A 22,839-nucleotide genomic window follows, 5' to 3' on the forward strand; every position below is an offset into this window, starting at 1 on the left:
CTATGGGAACAAAAGATTTAAAATTCAATAGCAAAACCATTCATGGGGGCCAATACCCCGATAAGGCTTATGGTGCGGTAATGCCTCCGATATACCAAACTTCGACCTATGCCCAAACTACGCCTGGAGGGCATAAAGGATTTGTATATTCCCGTAGTGCAAATCCTACCCGTTCGGCATTGGAGAACGCATTGGCCAGTATTGAAAACGGACAATACGGACTTGCCTTTGCTAGTGGCTTGGCTGCTATTGATGCCGTAATTAAATTACTAAATCCGGGGGACGAAGTAGTGTGTACAAATGATCTTTATGGAGGCAGTTATCGTCTTTTTAAACGGATATTCTCGAAGTACGGTATTGTGTTTCATTTTGTGGATATGCAAGTGCCTGGGAATTTGGAGCATTATATCAATAAAAGAACAAAACTGATTTGGGTTGAAACCCCGACCAACCCTATGATGAAAATCATAGACATTAAGGCGGTCGCGGCAATTGCGAAAAAATACCAAATGCTCTTTGTGGTCGATAATACCTTTGCTACTCCCTATTTACAGCAACCTTTGGACTTAGGAGCCGATATTGTAATGCACTCCGCAACCAAGTATCTTGGCGGGCATAGTGATGTTGTTGCAGGGGGACTTATAGTAAAAGGGAAGGCTCTGGCAGATCGGCTTTATTTTATTCAAAATGCGAGTGGAGCGGTTTGTGGCCCCATGGATAGTTTTTTGGTGCTGAGAGGAATAAAGACATTGCATGTTCGTATGCAAAGACATTGTGAAAATGCCAGTTATGTTGCTAATTATCTAAACAAGCATCCTAAAATTCAGCATGTCTACTGGCCCGGATTCAAAGATCATCAAAACCACGATATCGCCAAAGAACAAATGAAGGAGTTCGGTGGTATGATTTCCTTTATTCCCAAAGGAAGCAATATTGATGAAACCATAAGAATTGTGGAAAAATTGAAATTGTTCACCTTGGCAGAATCATTGGGAGGGGTCGAAAGCCTGGTCGGTCATCCCGCTAGCATGTCGCATGCCGGTATTCCCAAGGAGGAACGTGAAAAAGTTGGGGTTTTAGATGAGTTGATCCGTTTGAGTGTGGGTATTGAGGACAAGGATGACCTTTTAGCCGATCTAGAACAGGCTTTGATGTAACGTATTAATAAATTTTCAGACACCGACAGACCGTTCATTAACCAGAAGGATTGAACATTATACAATTGGCATCCGACAAACTAAAACATTTTTACAGTATTTTTAAAAAAACAGGGTTTAAATTATAGGAATATTATAATTTTGCCGTTATATTCTAAATTCAATAAAACTAAAAGTATAATTGATTCTATATGGAGGCAATAATCAAAACATTCATGGACGAGGTAAAGACCCGAAATGGTCATGAACCAGAGTTCATACAAGCTGTTCAGGAAGTTGCTGAAACAGTGATTCCGTACATCGTGAATAACGAGATTTACCACGGTAAAAACATTCTTTTGCGAATGGTCGAACCAGAACGACTGATTTCTTTTAGGGTTGCTTGGGTAGACGATAAAGGTGAAATCCACGTGAATAGGGGATACCGAATTCAAATGAACTCTGCAATCGGACCATATAAGGGCGGGTTGCGTTTTCATCCAACGGTAAATGCAAGTATCCTGAAGTTTTTGGCCTTTGAACAGGTTTTCAAAAACAGTTTGACCACCCTTCCGATGGGTGGAGGTAAAGGAGGCTCTGACTTTGACCCTAAAGGAAAATCAGATGATGAGGTAATGCGCTTTTGCCATGCCTTTATGTTAGAATTGAATAGGCATATTGGCCCTAACACAGATGTACCTGCAGGTGATATTGGTGTAGGCGCAAGGGAAGTCGGATACCTTTTCGGGATGTACAAGAAAATAAGAAATGAGTTTACTGGTGTATTGACGGGCAAAGGTCTTTCATGGGGAGGTTCAAGAATTCGTCCCGAGGCCACAGGCTATGGTACGGTTTACTTTGCTCAAAGTATGTTAAATACCAAGAATGATGATATAAAGGGAAAAACCGTAGTTATTTCCGGTTCTGGAAATGTGGCCCAATATGCTGCTGAAAAAGTGATACAATTGGGAGGTAAAGTTCTTACAATGTCAGATTCTAGTGGTTATATTCATGATAAAGAGGGCATTGATGCGGATAAGTTGGCCTTTATAATGGATTTAAAAAATAACAGACGTGGACGTATCTCAGAATATACTGAGAAATATTCATCGGCAACCTTCCATAAGGGTAAAAAACCATGGAGTGTAAAATGCGATATCGCATTGCCTTGTGCTACCCAAAACGAATTGAATCTTGAGCACGCGAAAGAACTCATGAAAAATGGATGTCGCTGTGTTGCCGAAGGGGCCAATATGCCCTCAACGGCCGAAGCGATCCACGCCTTCCATGATGCCAAGATCTTATTTGCCCCAGGGAAAGCTTCCAATGCGGGCGGGGTGGCTACTTCAGGTTTGGAAATGTCACAGAATTCATTGCGTATCAGCTGGACCCGCGAAGAGGTCGATGAACGTTTAAAAGGGATTATGTCAGACATTCACGATTCCTGTATCGAATACGGAAAAGAGGACGATGGTTATTGCAATTACGTCAAAGGAGCGAACATCGCCGGTTTCGTTAAGGTAGCCGATGCCATGCTAGCCCAAGGAGTGATTTAAATCATAGTCCAAAACAATTGATAAAAGGGAAGTTTCCGTGAGGATACTTCCCTTTTTTATTTGAAATACATTTTTAAGTATAATATTACATATCCCTGCTATGGTGATTTTTGGAAGGTCTTTTTTATGTCTATTTCATTTAGATAACTTTATCTTTGGGTTTTGCTAATAACCCATCATGCAGGTAACTACAAAAGCTATTGTTTTATCGGTCTTAAAATATGGTGACACGAGCCTGATCGTCAAGGCCTTTACACTATCCGATGGACTAAAAACATACTTGCTCAAAGGGGTGCTTACAACCAAAAGAGGAAAATTAAAATCGGCCTATTTTCAACCCTTGACGCAGTTGGAATTAGTCGCTAACCATAAGAACAAAGGTACTTTGGAATCGATAAGGGAAGTTAGGGTATCCTATCACTATCAAACCTTGCATTCCGAGATTTCAAAGAATGCCATAACCCTTTTTTTAGCAGAAATGTTGACAAACAGCATACAGGAAGAAGAATGTAACGAGGGACTTTTCCATTATGTGGAAAGTGCCCTTCAATGGCTTGATGCTAATATCGAAATCACCAACTTCCACATTTATTTCTTGATAGATCTCACGAAGTATTTGGGCTTCTATCCTGATGTTACAAACCTATCCAAGATTCATTTTGACCTGTTGGAGGGGGAATTCACCGATACCACTACCTTAAACCCAATGATCACTGGCGAAAATTTAATTTTCTTCAAAAGGTTTTTAGGCATAAATTTTGAGGATATTCATAAAGTAAAGATGAAGAAGGCCAACAGACAGCAGTTACTGCAGACTATAGTCCTTTATTTTGAACTACATTTGCAGGGTTTTCGAAAACCCAAGTCACTCGCTATTTTAAATCAAGTTTTCAGTTAGCATGAACAAAGTAGTATACATCTTGTTTTTCTTGATTTTTACTACCGTTTCAGCACAAGAGGTCGAGATTCTGGATTATTATTCCAAGGAGGCAATTGTGAACGTTGCCGTATTCAATAATGACAAGTCCAAAACAGCACTTTCAGACCTTGATGGCAAATGTGATATTTCACATTTCGACACCAATGAACGAATTACCTTCAAACATTTGAGTTATGAGGTTTATAAGGTCACCAAATCACAGATTTTAAAGAACAATTCCCTTGTATTGATGGTTTTAAAACCTGAGCAGCTAGATGAAGTAGTCATGTCAATTTCGAAATGGGAACAGCAGAAAAAGGACATTCCCCATAAAATAGTTTCTTTAAATGCTAGGGCCATAGCATTTACCAACCCACAAACCTCTGCGGATTTACTCCAGAATAGCGGAAAGGTATTTGTGCAGAAAAGCCAACTAGGGGGGGGGAGCCCAATGATCAGGGGCTTTGCGACCAATAGATTGTTGTTGACCGTCGATGGTGTGCGCATGAACAATGCCATTTTCCGTGGCGGAAATCTTCAAAATGTCATCTCTATAGATCCCTTTACTATAAAGAAAACCGAAGTTATTTTTGGTCCCGGTTCGGTTATTTATGGAAGCGATGCCTTGGGTGGGGTCATGAACTTTTATTCAAAAGAAGCAACACTATCCACGAAAGACAGTCTTTTGTTCACAGGGAATACCAACTTAAGATATTCATCGGCCAATAATGAAAAAACCACACATATAGATTTCAATTTAGGAAAAAGAAAATGGGCTTATTTAACCAGTTTTTCCTATAGTACTTTTGATGATTTGAAGATGGGATCCCATGGCCCGGAGGCTTATCTAAGAAACGCTTATGTTAGCACCCAGGACGGGGTCGATGCCCTGGTAACAAACAACAACCCTCAAAAACAGGTACCTACAGGATATGATCAGTGGAACCTTATGCAGAAAATCACGCATAAGCCCAACAATTATTGGGATCTGGATATAGGATTGTTCTATTCTGAAACTTCCGACTATTCACGCTACGACAGATTGATCGGACCGAACAGTGAAGGCAATGGCCTCCACTCTGCTGAATGGTACTACGGACCCCAGAAATGGTTTATGGGAAATGTACAGTTGAACAAAAAAGGAAAGGGCAAGTTTTATGACGGACTTAGAATTACCACTGCGTATCAATATTTTGAGGAAAGCAGAAACAATCGAGGATTTCAAGACCCCATTTTATATTCTACGAAGGAAATGGTCAATGCCCTTTCGACCAATGTCGATTTTGAGAACAAGAAAATAGGTGACCTTCGATTGTACTATGGAGCATCTTATATTTATAACAATGTGAATTCAGGTGGGAGCCAGAAAGACATTAGCACGAATGTGGTTTCTGATGCACCTTCCCGCTATCCCGATGGTTCGTCATGGCAAACGGCTGCGGCTTATTTGACTGGGGAATATAAGGCAATGCCCAATTTCTCCCTACTTTCAGGATTGAGATACAGCCATGTTTGGATCGATGCCGAATTTGACAAAACCTTTTATCCTTTTCCTTTTGATGATGCCGATCTAAGTACAGGGGCTCTTACAGGAAGTATAGGTTTTAGCTGGTTTCCTAGGGCCAATTTGCAGATAACGCTAAATGGGGCAACTGGTTTTCGGTCCCCAAATATCGATGATATAGGAAAGGTCTTCGACTCTGAACCGGGCTCTGTTGTGGTTCCCAACCCAGATTTGGAGCCCGAATATGCCTATAATATGGAGCTTGGAATAAAGAAGAATTATAAAGACAAATTGGTTTTTAAAGGGGCAGCATTTTACACCTATTTGGTAGATGCCTTGGTAAGAAGGGATTACCTATTCAATGGGGAACCCCAAATTGAGTACAATGGCGAATTGAGCAATGTTCAGGCCATGCAAAATGCAGCCAAGGCGTATGTATATGGTTTCGAATTTGGTTTGGAAGCCGTTTTGACCGAAAATATATCCCTGGTGTCAAACCTTACATTGACCGAAGGTGTCGAAGAGGAAGCGGATGGCACCGATTCACCTGCAAGGCATGTGCCCCCTACATTTGGTGATGTTCATCTTATTTTTAGAAATCAAAATCTAAAAACAGATTTGTTTTTGAATTATAATGGTGAAATAACGAATGATGATTTGGCTACCTCTGAACAGGAAAAAACCTATATCTATGCCAAGGATGCTAACGGCTTGCCCTATGCCCCGTCATGGTACACTTTGAATTTTCGTACCCAATACGAGCTGAACAAGGAATGGCGTATCGGCTGTAGTCTAGAGAATATAACCAATCAACGATATAGATCCTATTCCTCGGGGATAGCAGCTCCGGGCACCAATCTTATCATTGGTGTTAGCTATAGTTTTTAACAAAAAAAACCCTGACGGTAACGTCAGGGTTTTGTACGATTAGGTTATACACCTAGTTTTTAATCTCTTTTTTTACTTCTTTAGCCGTTTCTTTGACTTTATCGGCAGCTTCGTTAGCGGCGTCTTTTACGTCCTCACCAGCTGCTTTTACTTTGTCAGCGGCTTCATCGGCAGCGTCCTTAACCTCTTCAGCTGCATTTTCACCGGCTTCCATAACATCGTCGGCAGCTTCACCAGCTTTATCCATTATATCGTCAGCAGCTTCACCCATGGCCTCACCAGCCTCTTCGGTAGCATCCTGCGCTTTTTCAGCGGTTTCCCTACATGATACGAATGATACACTCATGGCGATCATTAAAATTGCACTTAAAACTAATTTTTTCATTTTGTTTTGGATTTTATGTATTTAATTTCAATTCTTAAGATATACGTACGATAGTGACTTTTGGATGCTTTATTTTAACATTTGCCGCATAACACCCTAACTACCTGTATTTCATTTGGTATAATATGGAGTTAATTCAATCTAAATTTATAATTTTGCAGCCTTATTAAAAATGCAATATTAGAGATAAGATGAAGTTTGAAGGATACAAAAGTTTGGATCTACCAAGAGTCGCAAAGGAAGAACTCCAATACTGGAAAGAACACTCCATTTTCGAAAAAAGTGTATCCAGTAGGGCAGGTAATCCTAACTATGTATTTTATGAAGGACCACCTTCGGCAAATGGCATGCCCGGTATTCATCATGTGATCGCTAGAACGATAAAGGACATCTTTCCACGCTATAAGACCATGAAGGGTTTCCAAGTAAAACGAAAAGCGGGTTGGGACACCCATGGCCTTCCCATTGAATTGGGAGTAGAGAAAGAATTGGGTATCACCAAAGAGGATATCGGAGTAAAGATTTCTGTGGAAGCCTATAATGAGGCCTGTAAAAAAGCCGTGATGCGATATACCGATGTTTGGAACGAAATGACCGAACGAATTGGCTATTGGGTAGACATGGAAGACCCCTATATTACCTATAAGTCCAAATATATGGAATCTGTCTGGTGGCTCTTAAAGCAGATCTATGACAAAGGCTTGATTTATAAGGGATATACCATACAGCCATATTCCCCCAAGGCAGGAACAGGATTAAGTTCGCATGAACTGAATCAACCCGGCACCTACCAAGATATTACCGATACGACCGTGACCGCCCAGTTCAAGGTAATCAAAGAGACTTTGCCTGGCATATGGGATGATGTAATAGGTGATATCCATATATTGGCGTGGACCACTACACCTTGGACACTTCCTTCAAACACCGCCTTGACAATAGGCCCCAAAATCGATTATGTTCTGGTAAGGACATTCAATCAATATACCTTTGAGCCTACACATGTGGTATTGGCCAAAAACCTGGTGGCCAAACAGTTTAGTGGAAAGTTCTTTGAGTCAAATGAGGAGAGTGATTTTTTAAATTATTCCAGTGATGACAAGAAAATCCCATATAAGATCATCAAAAAAGTAGCTGGGAAAGATCTGATCGGAATTCGGTACGAGCAACTACTGCCTTATACCTTACCTTATCAAAATCCAGAAAATGCCTTTAGGGTCATCGCAGGTGATTTTGTTACTACGGAAGACGGTACCGGTATCGTACATACGGCACCAACCTTTGGTGCTGATGATGCCATGGTAGCCAAACAGGCGAAACCGGAAGTACCACCCATGTTGGTGTTGGATGAGAATAAAAACCCAGTACCCTTGGTTGATTTGCAAGGCAGGTTTAGGCCCGAAATGAAGGAGTTGGGCGGTAAATACGTTAAGAACGAATATTACGAAGATGGAGAGGCTCCCGAACGTTCTGTCGATGTTGAAATCGCGATTAAACTAAAAGAAGAGAATAAGGCCTTTAAGGTTGAAAAATACGTTCATAGTTATCCCAACTGTTGGCGCACAGATAAGCCTATTTTGTATTACCCTTTGGATTCTTGGTTCATAAAGATTACCGACATTAAGGATCGTATGTTCGAATTGAACCAGACCATAAACTGGAAGCCCAAGGCCACAGGGGAGGGTCGGTTTGGGAACTGGTTGGCGAATGCCAATGATTGGAACCTCTCCCGTTCACGATATTGGGGCGTCCCATTACCGATTTGGCGTACAGAGGATGGCTCTGAAGAAATGATCATCGGTTCAGTCGGGGAACTAAAAGCAGAAATGGCCAAGGCTGTTGAAGCTGGGGTTTTGAAAGCGGATATTTTCAACGATTTTGTCGTTGGCGATATGAGTGAAGGGAATTATGAAAAAATAGACCTTCATAAAAACATCGTGGATCAAATTATCTTGGTATCAGCGTCAGGAAAGCCGATGAAACGGGAAAGTGATTTGATAGATGTTTGGTTCGATAGTGGGTCCATGCCCTATGCCCAATGGCACTATCCTTTTGAAAATCGGGATTTGATAGATAAGGGCGAGAGTTTCCCTGCAGATTTTATTGCAGAGGGTGTTGACCAAACACGTGGTTGGTTTTATACCTTACACGCCATTGCAACCATGGTATTTGATTCTGTAGCCTATAAAAATGTGGTTTCGAATGGACTGGTACTCGATAAGGATGGTAAGAAAATGTCGAAACGCCTTGGGAATGCTGTTGATCCTTTTGAGACTATGGACCAGCATGGGCCAGATGCCACACGTTGGTACATGATTTCAAATGCCAACCCATGGGACAATCTCAAATTTGACATCGAAGGAATCGTTGAGGTAAAACGAAAGTTTTTTGGGACACTCTATAATACCTATTCGTTTTTCGCTTTGTACGCGAATATAGACGAATTCTCTTATGCCGAGGAAAATATTCCTTTAAATGAACGGCCAGAAATTGACCGTTGGATCTTATCGGAATTACATACATTGATCAAATTAGTCGATGAGGCCTATGCCGATTATGAACCTACCAAGGCCACGCGGGCTATTTCCGATTATGTTCAGGAAAACCTGAGTAACTGGTATGTTCGATTGTGTAGAAGACGTTTCTGGAAAGGGGATTATCAAAGGGATAAGATTTCGGCCTATCAAACATTGTACACATGTTTGATTACCGTAGCGAAATTATCGGCCCCGGTTGCACCTTTCTTTATGGACCGTTTGTATAAGGATATGACCAATACGACGTCTATCGACAAATTTGAAAGTGTGCATTTATCACATTTTCCGAAGTATGACGAATCGATGATCGATTCGGCTTTGCAAAGTAAGATGGCCAAAGCTCAAACGATTTCCTCTTTGGTATTGTCCATACGCCAAAAAGAAAAAATCAAGGTGCGCCAACCCTTGCAAAGGATAATGATCCCAGTATTGGATGAAGTACAACGGAAAGAAATCGAAGCTGTTGCCGATCTGATCAAAACAGAAGTGAATGTAAAGGAAATTGAATTATTGGATGATGCTTCGGGAATACTAGTGAAGCAAATTAAACCGAATTTCAAGGTTTTAGGCCCAAAATTTGGTAAGGATATGAAAATGATAGCACAGCGAGTAAGTGCCTTAGGACAGGAAGATATCCAAAAAATTGAGCAAGAGGGCGAAATTTCTTTCCCCATCGAAAATAAAATTATTAAATTACAGTTACAGGATGTAGAGATCACTTCCCAAGACATTGAAGGGTGGTTGGTCGCCAGCCAAGGGCCATTGACAGTCGCCTTGGACGTAACTATAAGCGAAGATCTAAAAAAGGAAGGGATAGCTCGAGAACTCGTAAACAGGATTCAGAACATTAGAAAGGAATCAGGTTATGAAGTAACCGATAAAATTGACATAAAAATCCTAAAAGACGGACTCGTGGAAAATGCCGTTGAGAGCAACCTTACATATATTAAGGATGAAACGTTGACAGCAGAACTTGTTTTTGAGGATATATTGGAAAATGGCACGGCAATTGCCTTTGACCAAGTGAACACTAAATTATTTATTGAAAAACATTAAAAAAATGGCAGAAGATTTAAAAGTAAGATATTCGGATAAGGATTTGGCAGAATTCAAATCTTTGATAGAGGCCAAGATCGTTAAAGCGAAAAGTGATTTGGATTTGCTCAGGAGCTCCTATATGAACGACGGGAATAATGGAACGGATGATACTTCACCTACGTTCAAGGCCTTTGAAGAAGGGTCCCAAACCATGAGTAAGGAAGCCAATACCCAACTGGCGATCAGACAAGAAAAGTTCATTCGCGATTTAAAGAATGCTTTATTGCGCATAGAGAACAAAACCTATGGCATATGCCGGGTAACCGGTAAACTGATCAATAAGGAACGATTAAAATTGGTTCCCCATGCAACGCTGAGCATAGAGGCGAAAAATATGCAAAAATAAACCAAACGCCCGAAAGGGCGTTTTTTTATGCACATGGGAAGAAGGCTACTTATTGTCTTATTCGTAATCGGTTTGGTTTGTTGAGTGCCCTTAGAGTAATTAAAAAATCAGTTCCTTACCCTTAAACATATAGTATAATAGATGCTCAGAACTATTAATAAGTCGAGCTTTCAACTTTGGGAACAAAGGGCGTTGTATTCCAGGTCCATATTGATGGTGAATATCCAAATGATCTATTGGCCAAATTCGGCATTTAGGGGAATTCACTCGAAATAAGTGTGTGCTTTCATCCGAATAATATCCCTATTTTTGCCCATCTATAGTAAATAAAAAATGAGTATAAAAAAATCTGTATTGCTTATTGTCTTGGTATTGCTTGTTGATCAAGTCAGTAAGATCTATATCAAAACCCATTTTGTCCTTGGGGAGTCGTATGAGGTTTTTGAGTGGTTTAAAATACATTTCATTGAGAACTCCGGCGCTGCATGGGGCGCAAAGTTGAATGATTTCTTACCGATTTCAGAAAATACGGGCAAAATCATATTGACCATATTCCGTTTGTTTGCTGTTGCGGGAATTGGGTATTGGCTGTATGACAGTATAAAAAAGCATGCGTCCAGGACATTGGTAATTGCGGTCTCTTTGATTTTTGCCGGCGCATTGGGCAATATCATCGATTCTGTATTTTATGGGATGATATTCAATGAAAGTATAAATGAGATTGCCACCCTTTTTTCAGATGAACCTTATGGAGGTTTATTTTTCGGTAAGGTTGTTGACATGCTTTATTTCCCTTTGATCGATACGATTTTGCCTGCGTGGATACCTTATTTTGGGGGAAAGAGTTTTAGTTTTTTCGATCCAGTTTTCAATATAGCCGACACGGCCATAAGCACCGGTGTAGGTATATTATTGGTTTTCAATAAAAAGGCATTTGGCCAAAAATCCGATGAAGACCCATTAGGGGAAAATCAGGATTTGGAAAACCTATAGATTTGATTTGGTGTGATACAATAATCCAAAGGAATATCACTTTCAAGGACATCCTCGATTTCTTCTTCGGCATCAAATAAGGAAAGGCCTATTTTGATTACCTCGGGCTTACATTGCAAAAGAAATTTGTCGTAGTATCCCTTGCCGTAACCTACCCTGTTTCCGCTTTTATCATAAGCAAGTAAAGGAACGAACACAACGTCAATCTTATCGGGTTGTACCTCAATGCCATCAACGGGCTCGGGTACCCCCCATTTGTTGGTTTTGAACTTTGTGTTGTCAGTAAGTAAAAAATGGGATAATGAATCCCCGTCCATTTTTGGAATTATGACATGTTTATCCCTTCCTTGAAGTATCGATAATAAAAAAACTGTGTCGATTTCTTTTTTGTGGAGAATTGGCAAGAAAATATGGTAATAATCGTAATCCCAAATAGGTATATCCAATATTTTATTGGATATCAATAAACTGGCATCAGAAATCTTTTCCGGGGGTATTTGATTCCTTCGCTGGGAATAAAGCAATCGTAAATCAGCCTTCAACATGAGGGGAGGTTGAACATTTACGATTAAAGATACTAAGTGATTCTTATTCTTTCGCAGCTACTGCGATATAAATCTTAAAAAACAACATTAATATCAAGTAGGTGCCGAGGGTTATAATATAATTGTCCATGCGTAATGCGATTTTGATGCTCTAAATGTAACGAAAAAAATATTACAAAATCTATAAAGTGCACTTTTTTATCGATGAAATACACTTTTTATTGAAATTTTAACAATTTGATAACGATAAGAAGTTGAAATTTTGCTTTGGAATACGTAACAGTACGTATGTCACTAGGAAGGAAACTTTGGTTGATGCAGTAACCCAATTTACTCTGGATATGGCTAAATATAATGAAAAATATAAAATGAATTTCCTAAATATAAGTATTATTTCATTTCCTTGAACTTATTAGCATGAACTTTGCCATTACGATTGCCGAATAGTCGTACAGGGAAGCAAAAAATATGGAAAACTGCTTACATTTGATCAAAAACATAGTAATTTAACAGGGAGCATAAGCCGTTAAATTCCCATACTTCATCAATGCCCCAATTGCCTTTAAAAATACAGATCAGTACATTGCCGAACAGCCCCGGGGTTTATCAGTTTTATGATGCTGAGGATAAGATCTTATATGTTGGCAAAGCCAAGAACCTTAGAAAACGGGTCTCATCGTATTTTACCAAGAACCATGAATACGGTAAAACCCGTATGCTGGTTAAGAAAATAGTAAGTATAAGGCATATTGTGGTGTCAACGGAGTCTGACGCCCTATTGTTGGAGAATAATCTGATAAAAAAATACAGGCCCCGCTATAATGTACTGCTCAAAGATGATAAATCATACCCATGGATCTGTATCAAGAAAGAACGTTTCCCAAGAATATTCCCAACCCGTAAAATGATCAAGGACGGTTCTGAATATTTCGGCCCCTATACAAGTATGGGAACGGTCAAAACCTTATTGGATCTTATCCGTAATATCTATCCCATACGAACCTGTAATTACGATTTGTCCCGGGAAAAGATCGAGGCAGGAAAATATAAGGTATGTCTTGAATATCATTTAGGGAACTGTTTAGGGCCTTGTGAGGGGCTGCAAAGCAGTACTTCATATGACACACAAGTGAATGATATTCGTGAGATCCTTAAAGGTAATTTCAAATCGTCCTTGCAATCCTTTAAGGACCAGATGAAGGCCCTCGCTAACGATATGCGTTTTGAAGAGGCTCAACAAATCAAGGACAAGGTCGAGATCCTTGAAAATTATCAATCGAAAACGACCATAGTAAATCCGAAAATCAATAATGTCGATGTCTTCTCTATCCTTACCGATGATACTTTTGCTTATGTCAACTTCTTACAACTTTCGCATGGATCTATTATAAGGTCACATACCATGGAAATAAAAAAGAAGTTGGATGAAAAGGACGGGGATTTGTTGCAATTGGCGATTATTGAATTACGTCAACGGTTCAATTCGGAATCAAAGGAGGTATATCTCCCCTTTAAGGTAACTGTAGGGCCCGATATAAAAGTTACCGTTCCAAAACTAGGGGATAAACGTAAGATCCTTGATCTTTCCATTCGCAATGCCAAATACTTTAGACAGGAAAGATTCAATCAAATCAAGATCGTAGACCCTGAGCGGCATACGAAAAGGATAATGGCCCAAATGAAAAAAGACCTTCGGCTATCCGAAGAACCCAGACATATCGAATGCTTCGATAACAGTAATATGCAAGGTAGTAACCCGGTAGCTGCCTGTGTTGTATTCAAGAACGGAAAACCTTCAAAGAAAGAGTATCGTCATTATAATATAAAAACAGTGGAAGGACCTGATGATTTTGCCTCTATGGAGGAGGTGGTCCTAAGACGTTATAAAAGATTATTGAACGAAGAGCAACCTTTACCACAATTGATCATCATAGATGGGGGGAAGGGTCAGTTATCCTCTGCCTTGAAAAGTTTGGATTTTCTTGGGTTAAGGGGCAAGATTGCCATTGTGGGTATTGCCAAAAGATTAGAGGAGATTTATTTCCCGGAAGATTCCATACCCTTATATTTGGATAAGAAATCCGAAAGTCTTAAGATTATCCAACAACTTAGGAATGAGGCCCATCGATTTGGCATTACCTTCCATAGGAACAAGAGGAGCAAGGCGGCTATAAATTCAGAATTGGAGAATATCGATGGGATAGGTGAAAAAACTGCGGGTGAACTGTTGAAAAAATTCAAATCGGTGAAAAGGATCAAGGAAGCATCCCTTGAAAATTTGAGCGCGGTGGTAGGAATTGCAAAGGCAAAAAAAATATATGAAACTTTTCATTGAAAATCACGACGTATTATAACTATGAGAATTATTCCTTTCCTTCTAGTACTATTCCTTGTAGTTCAGGTCAATGCCCAAGATCCAGAGCAGGAAAAAGAGGTAAAGGTGGGATTGGTGCTTAGTGGGGGTGGTGCTAAGGGCATGGCCCATATTGGGGCGCTTAAGGTTATTGAAGAGGCCGGTGTCAAAATCGATTATATTGGAGGCACAAGTATGGGAGCCATTGTCGGGGCACTTTATGCCTCGGGCTATTCGGCCAGCCAGCTCGATTCAATATTCAAAAACATCAACTTTAATAGACTCATAGGGGATGTTCTTCCCAGGGGGACAAAGACCTTTTATGAAAAAGAAGATTCCGAAAGATACGCATTGAATCTTCCTTTTGACAATTTCCGGATTTCCATACCACAAGGATTTTCTGGAGGTCAGAACATTTATCACGAACTGGTGAAGCACTTATATCATGTTAAGGATATCGAAGATTTTAACAAACTGCCCATACCTTTTGTATGTATAGCCACCAATGTAGAGACAGGAAAACAGGTTAAACTCGAAAGCGGCTATTTGCCAGAGGCCATTATGGCTTCGGGAACCCTACCCTCTTTATTTGAACCTTCGACAATCAATGGTATGGTGTTGATAGATGGAGGGGTTGTAAATAATTACCCCATAGAAGAGGTTAGGAATATGGGTGCCGATATTATCATTGGTGTTGATGTACAACATGGACTTAGGGATAGGAATGAACTTCTCTCAGCCACGGGTATTTTATTACAGATCAATAATTTCAGGACGGTTAAGGATATGACCGAGAAATCTTTAATGACCGATATCTATATTAAACCTGATATGGCCGACTTTTCTGTTATGGATTTTTCTTTTGGAGATCAAATAATCCAAAAAGGTAAAACTGCGGCTGAGGAGAAATATGGGGAATTGGAAAAAATTGCCTTGAAACAAAACCAGGTTTTCAAACAACAAAAAACAATTACACCGGTTGATAGCCTGTTGATCACAAGATTGATTCTTAGGGGGGAAAGTGAAAACTACACGCGAGGGTACGTCAAAGGGAAATTGAGGTTTAAACTAGGCGATAAAACCAGTTTCGAAAAATTGCAACGGGGCATTAGTAATTTAGCAGCAACCGGAAATTTCAAAACGATACGATATGAACTTTTGTCCGACGGTGATGGGGAAGATCTTATACTAAATTTGAATGAAACCCAAAATAAAACGTTTTTAAAAATAGGAGCCCATTATGATGATCTATACAAAAGTGCAGCTATAATAAATCTTACCCGTAAAAACATGTTTTTTCGCGATGATGTGGCTTCTTTTGATTTGATTTTAGGGGATCAAGTGCGTTATAATATGCAATATTATATCGATAAAGGTTCGTATTGGAGTTTCGGTTTTGATTCAAGGTTCAATGCTTTTGAAAAGGAAATAAATTATGATTTAATTGAAAGTAATTTTCCACTTCCACCTGAGATCAACATCAATAATTTAAATATGGATATTTTGGACGTGACCAATCAAATCTATATACAGACCGTTCTGCAAGAGGAGTTCGCCTTTGGCATAGGTCTTGAACATAAGTATTTGAGATATAGCACTAGAACTTTAGGGGCATTGGCCGATGATAATTCGACTGATGAACGCACCTATTTTGAAAAAAGTAATTTTTACAGTACATATGGCACCTTGAAGCTCGATACCTATGACGACAAATACTTTCCTACCCGGGGATTGTATTTTGATGGGGATTTTCACTTTTACCTGTTTTCCTCCGATTTTAATGATAATTTCAAGGAGTTTTCAATTGCGAAAGCGAGAATGGGCACAGCTTTTCACTTGGCAAAAAATCTATCGTTGAATCTTGAGACCGAAGGGGGGTTCAAATTAGGTACTTCGGGCGTAACGACCTTCGATTTTGTGCTAGGAGGATATGGTAATAACCTGATCAATAATTTCACCCCTTTTATCGGATATGATTTTTTGTCACTTCCAGGCAACAGTTATGTAAAGGCATACGGGCGACTTGACCTAGAGATTGCACCTAAAAACCATCTACTCTTGACCGCGAATATTGCAAATGTCGATGATGATATTTTTAGGACTGGCGAATGGTTTACCACTCCCGATTATTCTGGTTATGGTATTGGATACGGACTAGAGTCGTTTATGGGTCCATTACAGATGATGTATTCGTGGTCCCCAGAAGGATCAGGAAGGTTCTTTATTAGTTTAGGCTATTGGTTTTGAAGGTCTTAACAGTTTTTTAGATAGGTTTTTACGATATTTGTTATAAAGCAAAGCACATGATAAAATCAAGAATTGATATAACTGCCCACGATAGGGCAATGTGGTAAGGTTTTTATAAATGTTCAGTTCACGAAAAGCTCTCTTTCGATATCAATTTCAATTTTTAACTTAACAAACAACATCATGGCTATCTTAGATAATACCTCCTTACAATTACCAAAAGAAAACCCTGGAGCTGAAGATTTCTTACCGCTGTTGGGAACGGATCATGTAGAACTGTATGTGGGTAATGCCAAACAGGCCGCTCATTATTATATATCCGCATGGGGTTTTCAACCCTTGGCCTACGCAGGCTTGGAAACTGGTTTAAAGGACAAGGTTTCCTACGTTTTACAACAAGATAAAATACGGTTGGTACTTACATCGCCCTTACGATCGGGAGGACCCATCAATAAACATATCGATGCACATGGCGATGGGGTAAAGGCGATTGCCCTTTGGGTTGATGATGCCACAAAAAGCCATCATGAAACCACCAAACGGGGCGCAGATAGTTATTTGGAACCCAAGACGCTAAAGGACAAAGATGGCGAAGTGGTTTTATCCGGCATTCACACCTATGGGGAAACCGTGCATATTTTTGTCGAAAGAAGTAATTACAATGGCGTCTTTTTGCCCGGATACATTAGTTGGAACCCACATTATAAAGCGCCTGAGGTAGGCCTAAAATATATTGACCATATGGTCGGGAATGTAGGGTGGAACGAAATGGACAAATGGTGTCGGTTTTATGAAAAGGTAATGGGCTTTGCCCAATTAATCTCTTTCGATGATAAGGATATTTCGACCGAATACACGGCATTGATGAGTAAAGTTATGAGCAATGGCAATGGAAGGATCAAGTTTCCCATAAATGAACCGGCAGAAGGCAGAAAAAAGTCGCAAATAGAGGAATATATAGAATTTTATAATGGGGCAGGAGTTCAACATATGGCAATGGCTACCGATAATATAATCGAAACCGTTACCGCGCTTAAAAATCGGGGAATTGAATTCTTAACCGTACCGGCCAGTTATTATGAAGATGTGTTGGATCGGGTCGGCGAAATCGACGAAGATCTTATGCCCTTAAAAGAGTTGAGTATACTTATAGATAGGGATGATGAGGGGTATTTACTGCAAATATTCACAAAACCCATATTGGATCGACCTACGATGTTCATCGAAATTATACAAAGAAAAGGGGCCAAGTCATTTGGGAAAGGAAATTTTAAAGCATTATTCGAAGCCATAGAAAGAGAACAGGAATCACGGGGAACGCTTTAAACATGGGGCATTTTTTCTTAAGGATTTGCTAATTTTCACTAGGCATCCCTTAATAAGTGTTAAGGGTTTAGTTAAAGTACGTTAAAAGGGTTTTCCAGACCATTGGTATGTATTAAATTTACTCAAGTAAGGGGTGGTTCCCTTACAACTTTAAGTATTGGTTTTTCATAATTTAAAGTTTGGTTGGTTATTTAGGAAAAGCCCAGTTGTTAGACTGGGCTTTTTTTTTACACAATACTTTGGAATAAAAATTGTTTAAGTAATTGTAAATTTTAAAATAGATTGATTCTCTTTTATTAGTTTTACTCTTAGGTATGAGGTTATCGATTACAACATTGTTTCTGATCATGGTGCTTGGCGTTAATGCCCAAAACGGTGATTCGGTCTTTGAACCAGGCGAATGGTTGAAGTTTCGAATGCACTATGGTTGGTTGAATGCGAGCTATGCCACCTTACAAGTAAATTCGGCCAATATTGATGGAAAACAGGTATATCATGTCGTAGGTACAGGCAAGACCACTGGCTTTGCAAGTATCTTTTTTAAGGTTGATGATAGGTATGAGAGTTATTTTGATAAAAAAGATGGAAAGCCTTATCGATTTGTACGTAAAATAGATGAAGGAGGTTATACCAAGGACGTTGAAATCAATTTTTACCATGAAAAGGATAAAGCCGTCCTTAATGACAAAAAAAACAAGAAAAAGATTAATTTTGCACTGCAAGATAGCATTCAGGACCTTATTTCCGCCTTTTATTATCTAAGGAACAATTATGAACCTGAGGATTTGGTGAAAGGGGAAGCCATAACTTTGAAATTACTATACGATGATGATGGTATTTTCAATTTTAAACTCAAGTATTTGGGCGCTGAGGTAATCAAGACCAAATATGGTATGGTTGAATGTTATAAATTTAGACCATTGGTGCAATCCGGAAGGGTGTTCAAGGAACAGGAAAGCCTTACACTATGGGTTTCCAAAGATAAAAATAGGATACCTATACGTATTAAGGCCGACTTGGCCGTAGGCTCAATAAAGGCCGATTTGGATGGGTTTAATGGACTAAAGCACCAGTTTAAAATACTAATGGATTGACTTCACCATGGAGAATAAAGATCAGATTGAATCCCAGATAGTAAAACTACAAGAAAAATATAAGGATTCTGGCCAAGATCTAAGCTCCTATTTAGACGGATTGCTTTATCAACGTTATCTTACCTATTGGGATTATATTCACCTAGATACACTATTAAGCCTTCAAGTACCACGTACCTATTTCCCCGATGAGGAAATCTTTATCATGTACCACCAAATAACCGAATTGTACTTTAAGCTCATACTTCATGAACTAAAGCAATTCGTGGACCATAAAGCACAGGAGGTCGAATTCTATATTGAAAAGGCCAGGCGCATCAATAGTTATTTTGAAACCTTGATTTCTTCCTTTAGTATAATGATTAAGGGTATGGAGCGTGAACAGTTTCTAAAGTACAGGATGGCGCTGTTGCCTGCAAGCGGATTTCAATCGGTCCAGTACCGGATGATCGAAGTATATGCAACACCACTTGAGAATTTGGTGCACTTTGATGAGCGCAAACAATTTTCATCAAAAAATGCCATTGAGGAGCTCTACGAACATATCTATTGGAAAAAAGGAGCCACAGATATTTCCACAGGGGAAAAAACCTTGACCCTAAAACAATTTGAGTATAGGTACACACCCAGATTAATTCGAATTGCAAAACAAGTGAAAAACAACACTATATACCATAAATATTTAGGGTTACCGGAAGATAAAAGGAATAATAAAATACTCATCCAAGCGTTAAGAACATTGGATATCAATGCGAACATAAATTGGCCGTTGGTACATATGGGTTCTGCCCATAGGTATTTAGGAAGGGAAAGCGGGCAGGTTGCGGCCACAGGGGGCACGAATTGGAAGGAATATTTGCCGCCAAGTTTTCAAAAAGTCGTATTTTTTCCAGAAATCTATTCAAAAGAAGAGTTGAACGACTGGGGGAAACAATGGGTTGACCATATGTTTAATCCAGATAAAATAAATAAAGGCAATGCATAAATATTGGGGCATTTTTATGGCATTGATCCTACTCGCATCCTGCAAGGAGGATAATGCAAAACCTTCAAACGAAGAAAACAAGGATGATTTGGCAGTTGTGTTAGAACCTATTATCGTAAAACGGTATGGTTTTAATTTTGATGATTTTACGGTACAGCACGACACCGTAAGATATGGTGATAGCTTTGGCGAACTAATGCTGAACAACAAGGTCGACTACCCGAAAATAGCCAAGATCTCCCAAGACTTTAGAGACACCTTTGATGTAAGGAAAATTCGCGTAGGCAAACCCTATGTTATCCTGAAATCAAAAGACACCACACAACAGGCCCAAGTTTTTATATATGAAAATGATGCCATAAACTATACGGTTGTCGATTTACGCGACAGCGTAGTGGCCTACAAGAATAAAAAAGAAGTGAAATATGTGGAGAGGGAAGCCTCCGGAATTATAGAAACCTCTTTGTCAGAGGCAATACTCGAACAAGGTATCGATTATAATGTCACCAATAATCTATCTGAGATCTATGCTTGGACTATCGATTTCTTCAGGCTTCAAAAAGGTGATAAATTCAAGGTTATTTATAAGGAAAAATATATCAATGATTCTATTTATGCCGGGGCAGAACCTATAGAGGCAGCTTACTTTGAGCATAACGGGAAACCCATATATGCCTTTGCCTATGAAAATGACTCCCTAAAGAACATCGTTGATTATTTTGATGAAGAGGCCAATAACCTAAGGAGAACATTTCTTAGGGCACCGGTTAAATTCAGTAGAATATCCTCAAGGTACAATCTTAAAAGACGCATTCGGTATTACGGATACAAATTACGTCCGCATAAAGGCACCGACTATGCCGCACCTATCGGCACACCCATTATGGCAACGGCCGATGGTACGGTTACAGAATCAACACGAAAGGGCGGTAATGGTAAATACGTAAAAATAAGGCACAATGGTACCTATTCGACCCAATACCTTCACATGAAAAAGCAAAATGTGAAAAGAGGTGAATTTGTTCGTCAGGGCGATGTCATTGGTTGGGTGGGCATGACCGGAAATACGGGAGGCCCACATGTATGCTACCGTTTTTGGAAGAATGGACGGCAGGTTGATCCACTACGGGAAGAATTGCCGCAAGCAGAACCATTGGCAGAAACATTAAGGCCCGATTATTTTGAATTCATTTCCCCTTTAAAGGAACAATTGGATTGTATTGAATATATAGAGAAGCCAAAAGAAGAAGAATTGTTAACACTTAACGAGTAATATGGCATTAGAGAGCACTAACCCCACAAAAACACAAGCTTGGAAAAAACTTGAACAACATTATAAGACCACGAAGGATGTACATTTAAAGGCGTTGTTCGCAGAGGATGGCGAAAGGGCCAAGGATTTAAGCATACATTGGGATGATTTCTTGTTTGATTTTTCCAAAAACAGGGTAACAAAAGATACCCTTTCCTTATTGTTGGAGTTGGCCGATGAGGTGAACTTAAAAGATGCCATCACAAAATATTTTGGAGGGGAAGCCATTAACCAAACTGAAAATAGGGCAGTATTACACACTGCATTACGGGCGAAGAAAACCGACTCGGTTATTGTAGATGGTGTAAACGCGATCCCTGAGGTCTACAAGGTAAAAGAACATATCAAATCATTTTCAAAGGCCATTATTTCAGGCACAAAAAAAGGATATACCGGTAAAGCTTTTACCGATGTTGTCAATATTGGAATTGGAGGTTCTGATCTTGGGCCGGCTATGGTAGTGGAGGCTTTGCGTTTTTATAAGAATCATCTAAAAACCCATTTTGTAAGTAATGTCGATGGTGACCATGTGCATGAAATTTTAAAAGAGCTGGATCCGGAAACGACCTTGTTCGTAGTAGTTTCGAAGACATTTACCACCCAGGAAACCTTGAGTAATGCCACAACAATAAAGAAATGGTTTCTTAAAACCGCAAAACAAGAAGATGTAGCCAAACACTTTGCCGCCGTTTCCACGAATACCGAAAAAATAGCGGAGTTCGGAATTGCGGCCGATAATGTCTTTCCTATGTGGGATTGGGTAGGTGGTCGATTTTCATTATGGAGTGCCGTGGGTATTACCATTGCTTTGGCCGTGGGCTATGAGAATTTCGATGCTCTTTTAAAAGGAGCCAATAGCATGGATGACCATTTCAAAACCACTGAATTCGATAGTAATATTCCAGTGATTATGGCATTGTTGAGCATCTGGTACAACAATTTCCATAAGGCCGAAACCGAGGCTATTATTCCCTACACCCAATATTTAAGCAGGTTTTCAGCCTATTTACAACAAGGTATTATGGAGAGTAATGGCAAGCGTGTTGATCGTAATGGCAATCCTGTCGATTACCAAACAGGTACGATAATCTGGGGCGAACCTGGAACCAATGCCCAACATGCCTTTTTTCAATTGATCCATCAGGGAACAAAATTGATACCGGCTGATTTTATTGGTTTCAAGAAATCGCTACATGGCGATACCGATCACCACAACAAGTTAATGGCCAATTTTTTTGCACAGACCGAAGCCCTTATGAATGGTAAAACTGGGGATGAGGTGCTCTATGAACTCAAAAAGAAAAACCTGTCCCAAGCTGAAATATCAAATTTACTTCCTTTTAAGATTTTCACGGGAAATAAACCCACAAATACTTTTTTGATAGATCAACTAACGCCCAAAAGTCTAGGTGCTTTGATCGCGGCCTATGAACACAAGATATTTGTCCAAGGTGTTGTTTGGAACATCTTCAGTTATGACCAATGGGGTGTTGAGCTCGGGAAACAATTGGCAACGAATATACTCAAGGACATAGACGATTCAGGATTGACTGATCACGACTCCTCTACATTGCGACTTTTGCAATTATTTAAGAAATAATCCATCTAGTTTTCA

Annotated in this window: 16 protein-coding genes; 14 read left to right on the plus strand and 2 right to left on the minus strand. The window is 39.6% G+C overall.

The window, feature by feature from the left end; genetic code table 11:
* The first annotated feature begins 2 nt into the window (after nucleotides 1-2).
* From HPE63_RS11990 to HPE63_RS12005, 4 genes are all read left to right on the plus strand, one after another.
* The gene (locus HPE63_RS11990; RefSeq protein WP_188314514.1) at nucleotides 3-1,157 is read left to right on the plus strand and encodes a cystathionine gamma-synthase; all 1,155 of its coding nucleotides are present in this window, start codon (nucleotides 3-5) and stop codon (nucleotides 1,155-1,157) included.
* Nucleotides 1,158-1,348: 191 nt separating this feature from the next.
* Entirely contained in the window at nucleotides 1,349-2,692 is a 1,344-nt protein-coding gene (gene gdhA, locus HPE63_RS11995; RefSeq protein WP_188314515.1) for an NADP-specific glutamate dehydrogenase, read from the plus strand.
* A gap of 178 nt (nucleotides 2,693-2,870) precedes the next feature.
* Nucleotides 2,871-3,590: a DNA repair protein RecO gene (recO, locus tag HPE63_RS12000; protein WP_188314516.1), complete on the plus strand. Its 720-nt coding sequence runs from the start codon at nucleotides 2,871-2,873 to the stop codon at nucleotides 3,588-3,590.
* Between the two features lies 1 nt (nucleotide 3,591).
* Nucleotides 3,592-6,003: a TonB-dependent receptor gene (locus HPE63_RS12005; RefSeq protein WP_188314517.1), complete on the plus strand. Its 2,412-nt coding sequence runs from the start codon at nucleotides 3,592-3,594 to the stop codon at nucleotides 6,001-6,003.
* A gap of 52 nt (nucleotides 6,004-6,055) precedes the next feature.
* Here the strand turns inward: HPE63_RS12005 and HPE63_RS12010 are convergent, their stop codons facing one another.
* The gene (locus tag HPE63_RS12010) at nucleotides 6,056-6,349 is read right to left on the minus strand and encodes a hypothetical protein (RefSeq protein ID WP_223198139.1); all 294 of its coding nucleotides are present in this window, start codon (nucleotides 6,347-6,349) and stop codon (nucleotides 6,056-6,058) included.
* Between the two features lie 230 nt (nucleotides 6,350-6,579).
* Here HPE63_RS12010 and ileS point away from each other — a divergent pair, with 230 nt between their 5' ends.
* From ileS to HPE63_RS12025, 3 genes are all read left to right on the plus strand, one after another.
* The gene (ileS, locus tag HPE63_RS12015; RefSeq protein WP_188314519.1) at nucleotides 6,580-9,981 is read left to right on the plus strand and encodes an isoleucine--tRNA ligase; all 3,402 of its coding nucleotides are present in this window, start codon (nucleotides 6,580-6,582) and stop codon (nucleotides 9,979-9,981) included.
* Between the two features lie 4 nt (nucleotides 9,982-9,985).
* Nucleotides 9,986-10,369 (plus strand): TraR/DksA family transcriptional regulator, encoded by a 384-nt coding sequence (locus tag HPE63_RS12020; protein ID WP_188314520.1) that lies wholly within the window; start codon nucleotides 9,986-9,988, stop codon nucleotides 10,367-10,369.
* A gap of 333 nt (nucleotides 10,370-10,702) precedes the next feature.
* Complete coding sequence (locus HPE63_RS12025) at nucleotides 10,703-11,362, plus strand: lipoprotein signal peptidase (RefSeq protein WP_188314521.1); 660 nt, start codon at nucleotides 10,703-10,705, stop codon at nucleotides 11,360-11,362.
* On the opposite strand, the gene HPE63_RS12030 is transcribed toward HPE63_RS12025, so the two are convergent.
* Entirely contained in the window at nucleotides 11,341-11,907 is a 567-nt protein-coding gene (locus tag HPE63_RS12030) for a 5-formyltetrahydrofolate cyclo-ligase (protein WP_188314522.1), read from the minus strand. The two genes, HPE63_RS12025 and HPE63_RS12030, sit on opposite strands and share 22 nt — an antisense overlap.
* A 547-nt stretch (nucleotides 11,908-12,454) precedes the next feature.
* On the opposite strand from HPE63_RS12030, the gene uvrC reads away from it, so the two are divergent.
* From uvrC to pgi, 7 genes are all read left to right on the plus strand, one after another.
* Nucleotides 12,455-14,242: an excinuclease ABC subunit UvrC gene (uvrC, locus tag HPE63_RS12035; RefSeq protein ID WP_188314523.1), complete on the plus strand. Its 1,788-nt coding sequence runs from the start codon at nucleotides 12,455-12,457 to the stop codon at nucleotides 14,240-14,242.
* Between the two features lie 21 nt (nucleotides 14,243-14,263).
* The gene (locus tag HPE63_RS12040) at nucleotides 14,264-16,507 is read left to right on the plus strand and encodes a patatin-like phospholipase family protein (protein ID WP_188314524.1); all 2,244 of its coding nucleotides are present in this window, start codon (nucleotides 14,264-14,266) and stop codon (nucleotides 16,505-16,507) included.
* Between the two features lie 183 nt (nucleotides 16,508-16,690).
* Complete coding sequence (gene hppD, locus HPE63_RS12045) at nucleotides 16,691-17,833, plus strand: 4-hydroxyphenylpyruvate dioxygenase (protein ID WP_188314525.1); 1,143 nt, start codon at nucleotides 16,691-16,693, stop codon at nucleotides 17,831-17,833.
* A gap of 314 nt (nucleotides 17,834-18,147) precedes the next feature.
* Nucleotides 18,148-18,927, plus strand: coding sequence for a DUF3108 domain-containing protein (locus tag HPE63_RS12050; protein WP_394355020.1), 780 nt, complete (start codon nucleotides 18,148-18,150; stop codon nucleotides 18,925-18,927).
* A 7-nt stretch (nucleotides 18,928-18,934) separates the two neighbouring features.
* Nucleotides 18,935-19,912 (plus strand): tryptophan 2,3-dioxygenase family protein, encoded by a 978-nt coding sequence (locus HPE63_RS12055; protein WP_188314526.1) that lies wholly within the window; start codon nucleotides 18,935-18,937, stop codon nucleotides 19,910-19,912.
* The gene (locus HPE63_RS12060; protein WP_188314527.1) at nucleotides 19,905-21,185 is read left to right on the plus strand and encodes a peptidoglycan DD-metalloendopeptidase family protein; all 1,281 of its coding nucleotides are present in this window, start codon (nucleotides 19,905-19,907) and stop codon (nucleotides 21,183-21,185) included. Before HPE63_RS12055 ends, HPE63_RS12060 begins: the two co-directional genes overlap by 8 nt.
* Before the next feature lies 1 nt (nucleotide 21,186).
* On the plus strand, nucleotides 21,187-22,824 hold the full coding sequence (pgi, locus tag HPE63_RS12065) for a glucose-6-phosphate isomerase (protein ID WP_188314528.1): 1,638 nt from the start codon (nucleotides 21,187-21,189) through the stop codon (nucleotides 22,822-22,824).
* Nucleotides 22,825-22,839: the final 15 nt, after the last annotated feature.

Source organism: Maribacter arenosus (assembly GCF_014610845.1).
Taxonomy (GTDB): Bacteria; Bacteroidota; Bacteroidia; order Flavobacteriales; family Flavobacteriaceae; genus Maribacter_A; species Maribacter_A arenosus.

Bases quoted from the DNA above. Each gene is read 5' to 3' on its own strand.
- hppD (WP_188314525.1), top strand. From the start codon at position 16,691: ATGGCTATCTTAGATAATACCTCCTTACAATTACCAAAAGAAAACCCT.
- ileS (WP_188314519.1), top strand. From the start codon at position 6,580: ATGAAGTTTGAAGGATACAAAAGTTTGGATCTACCAAGAGTCGCAAAG.
- HPE63_RS12010 (WP_223198139.1), bottom strand. From the start codon at position 6,349: ATGAGTGTATCATTCGTATCATGTAGGGAAACCGCTGAAAAAGCGCAG.
- gdhA (WP_188314515.1), top strand. From the start codon at position 1,349: ATGGAGGCAATAATCAAAACATTCATGGACGAGGTAAAGACCCGAAAT.
- pgi (WP_188314528.1), top strand. From the start codon at position 21,187: ATGGCATTAGAGAGCACTAACCCCACAAAAACACAAGCTTGGAAAAAA.
- HPE63_RS12055 (WP_188314526.1), top strand. From the start codon at position 18,935: ATGGAGAATAAAGATCAGATTGAATCCCAGATAGTAAAACTACAAGAA.
- HPE63_RS12020 (WP_188314520.1), top strand. From the start codon at position 9,986: ATGGCAGAAGATTTAAAAGTAAGATATTCGGATAAGGATTTGGCAGAA.
- HPE63_RS12040 (WP_188314524.1), top strand. From the start codon at position 14,264: ATGAGAATTATTCCTTTCCTTCTAGTACTATTCCTTGTAGTTCAGGTC.
- HPE63_RS11990 (WP_188314514.1), top strand. From the start codon at position 3: ATGGGAACAAAAGATTTAAAATTCAATAGCAAAACCATTCATGGGGGC.
- HPE63_RS12060 (WP_188314527.1), top strand. From the start codon at position 19,905: ATGCATAAATATTGGGGCATTTTTATGGCATTGATCCTACTCGCATCC.
- HPE63_RS12025 (WP_188314521.1), top strand. From the start codon at position 10,703: ATGAGTATAAAAAAATCTGTATTGCTTATTGTCTTGGTATTGCTTGTT.
- HPE63_RS12030 (WP_188314522.1), bottom strand. From the start codon at position 11,907: ATGTTGAAGGCTGATTTACGATTGCTTTATTCCCAGCGAAGGAATCAA.
- HPE63_RS12050 (WP_394355020.1), top strand. From the start codon at position 18,148: ATGAGGTTATCGATTACAACATTGTTTCTGATCATGGTGCTTGGCGTT.
- uvrC (WP_188314523.1), top strand. From the start codon at position 12,455: ATGCCCCAATTGCCTTTAAAAATACAGATCAGTACATTGCCGAACAGC.
- recO (WP_188314516.1), top strand. From the start codon at position 2,871: ATGCAGGTAACTACAAAAGCTATTGTTTTATCGGTCTTAAAATATGGT.
- HPE63_RS12005 (WP_188314517.1), top strand. From the start codon at position 3,592: ATGAACAAAGTAGTATACATCTTGTTTTTCTTGATTTTTACTACCGTT.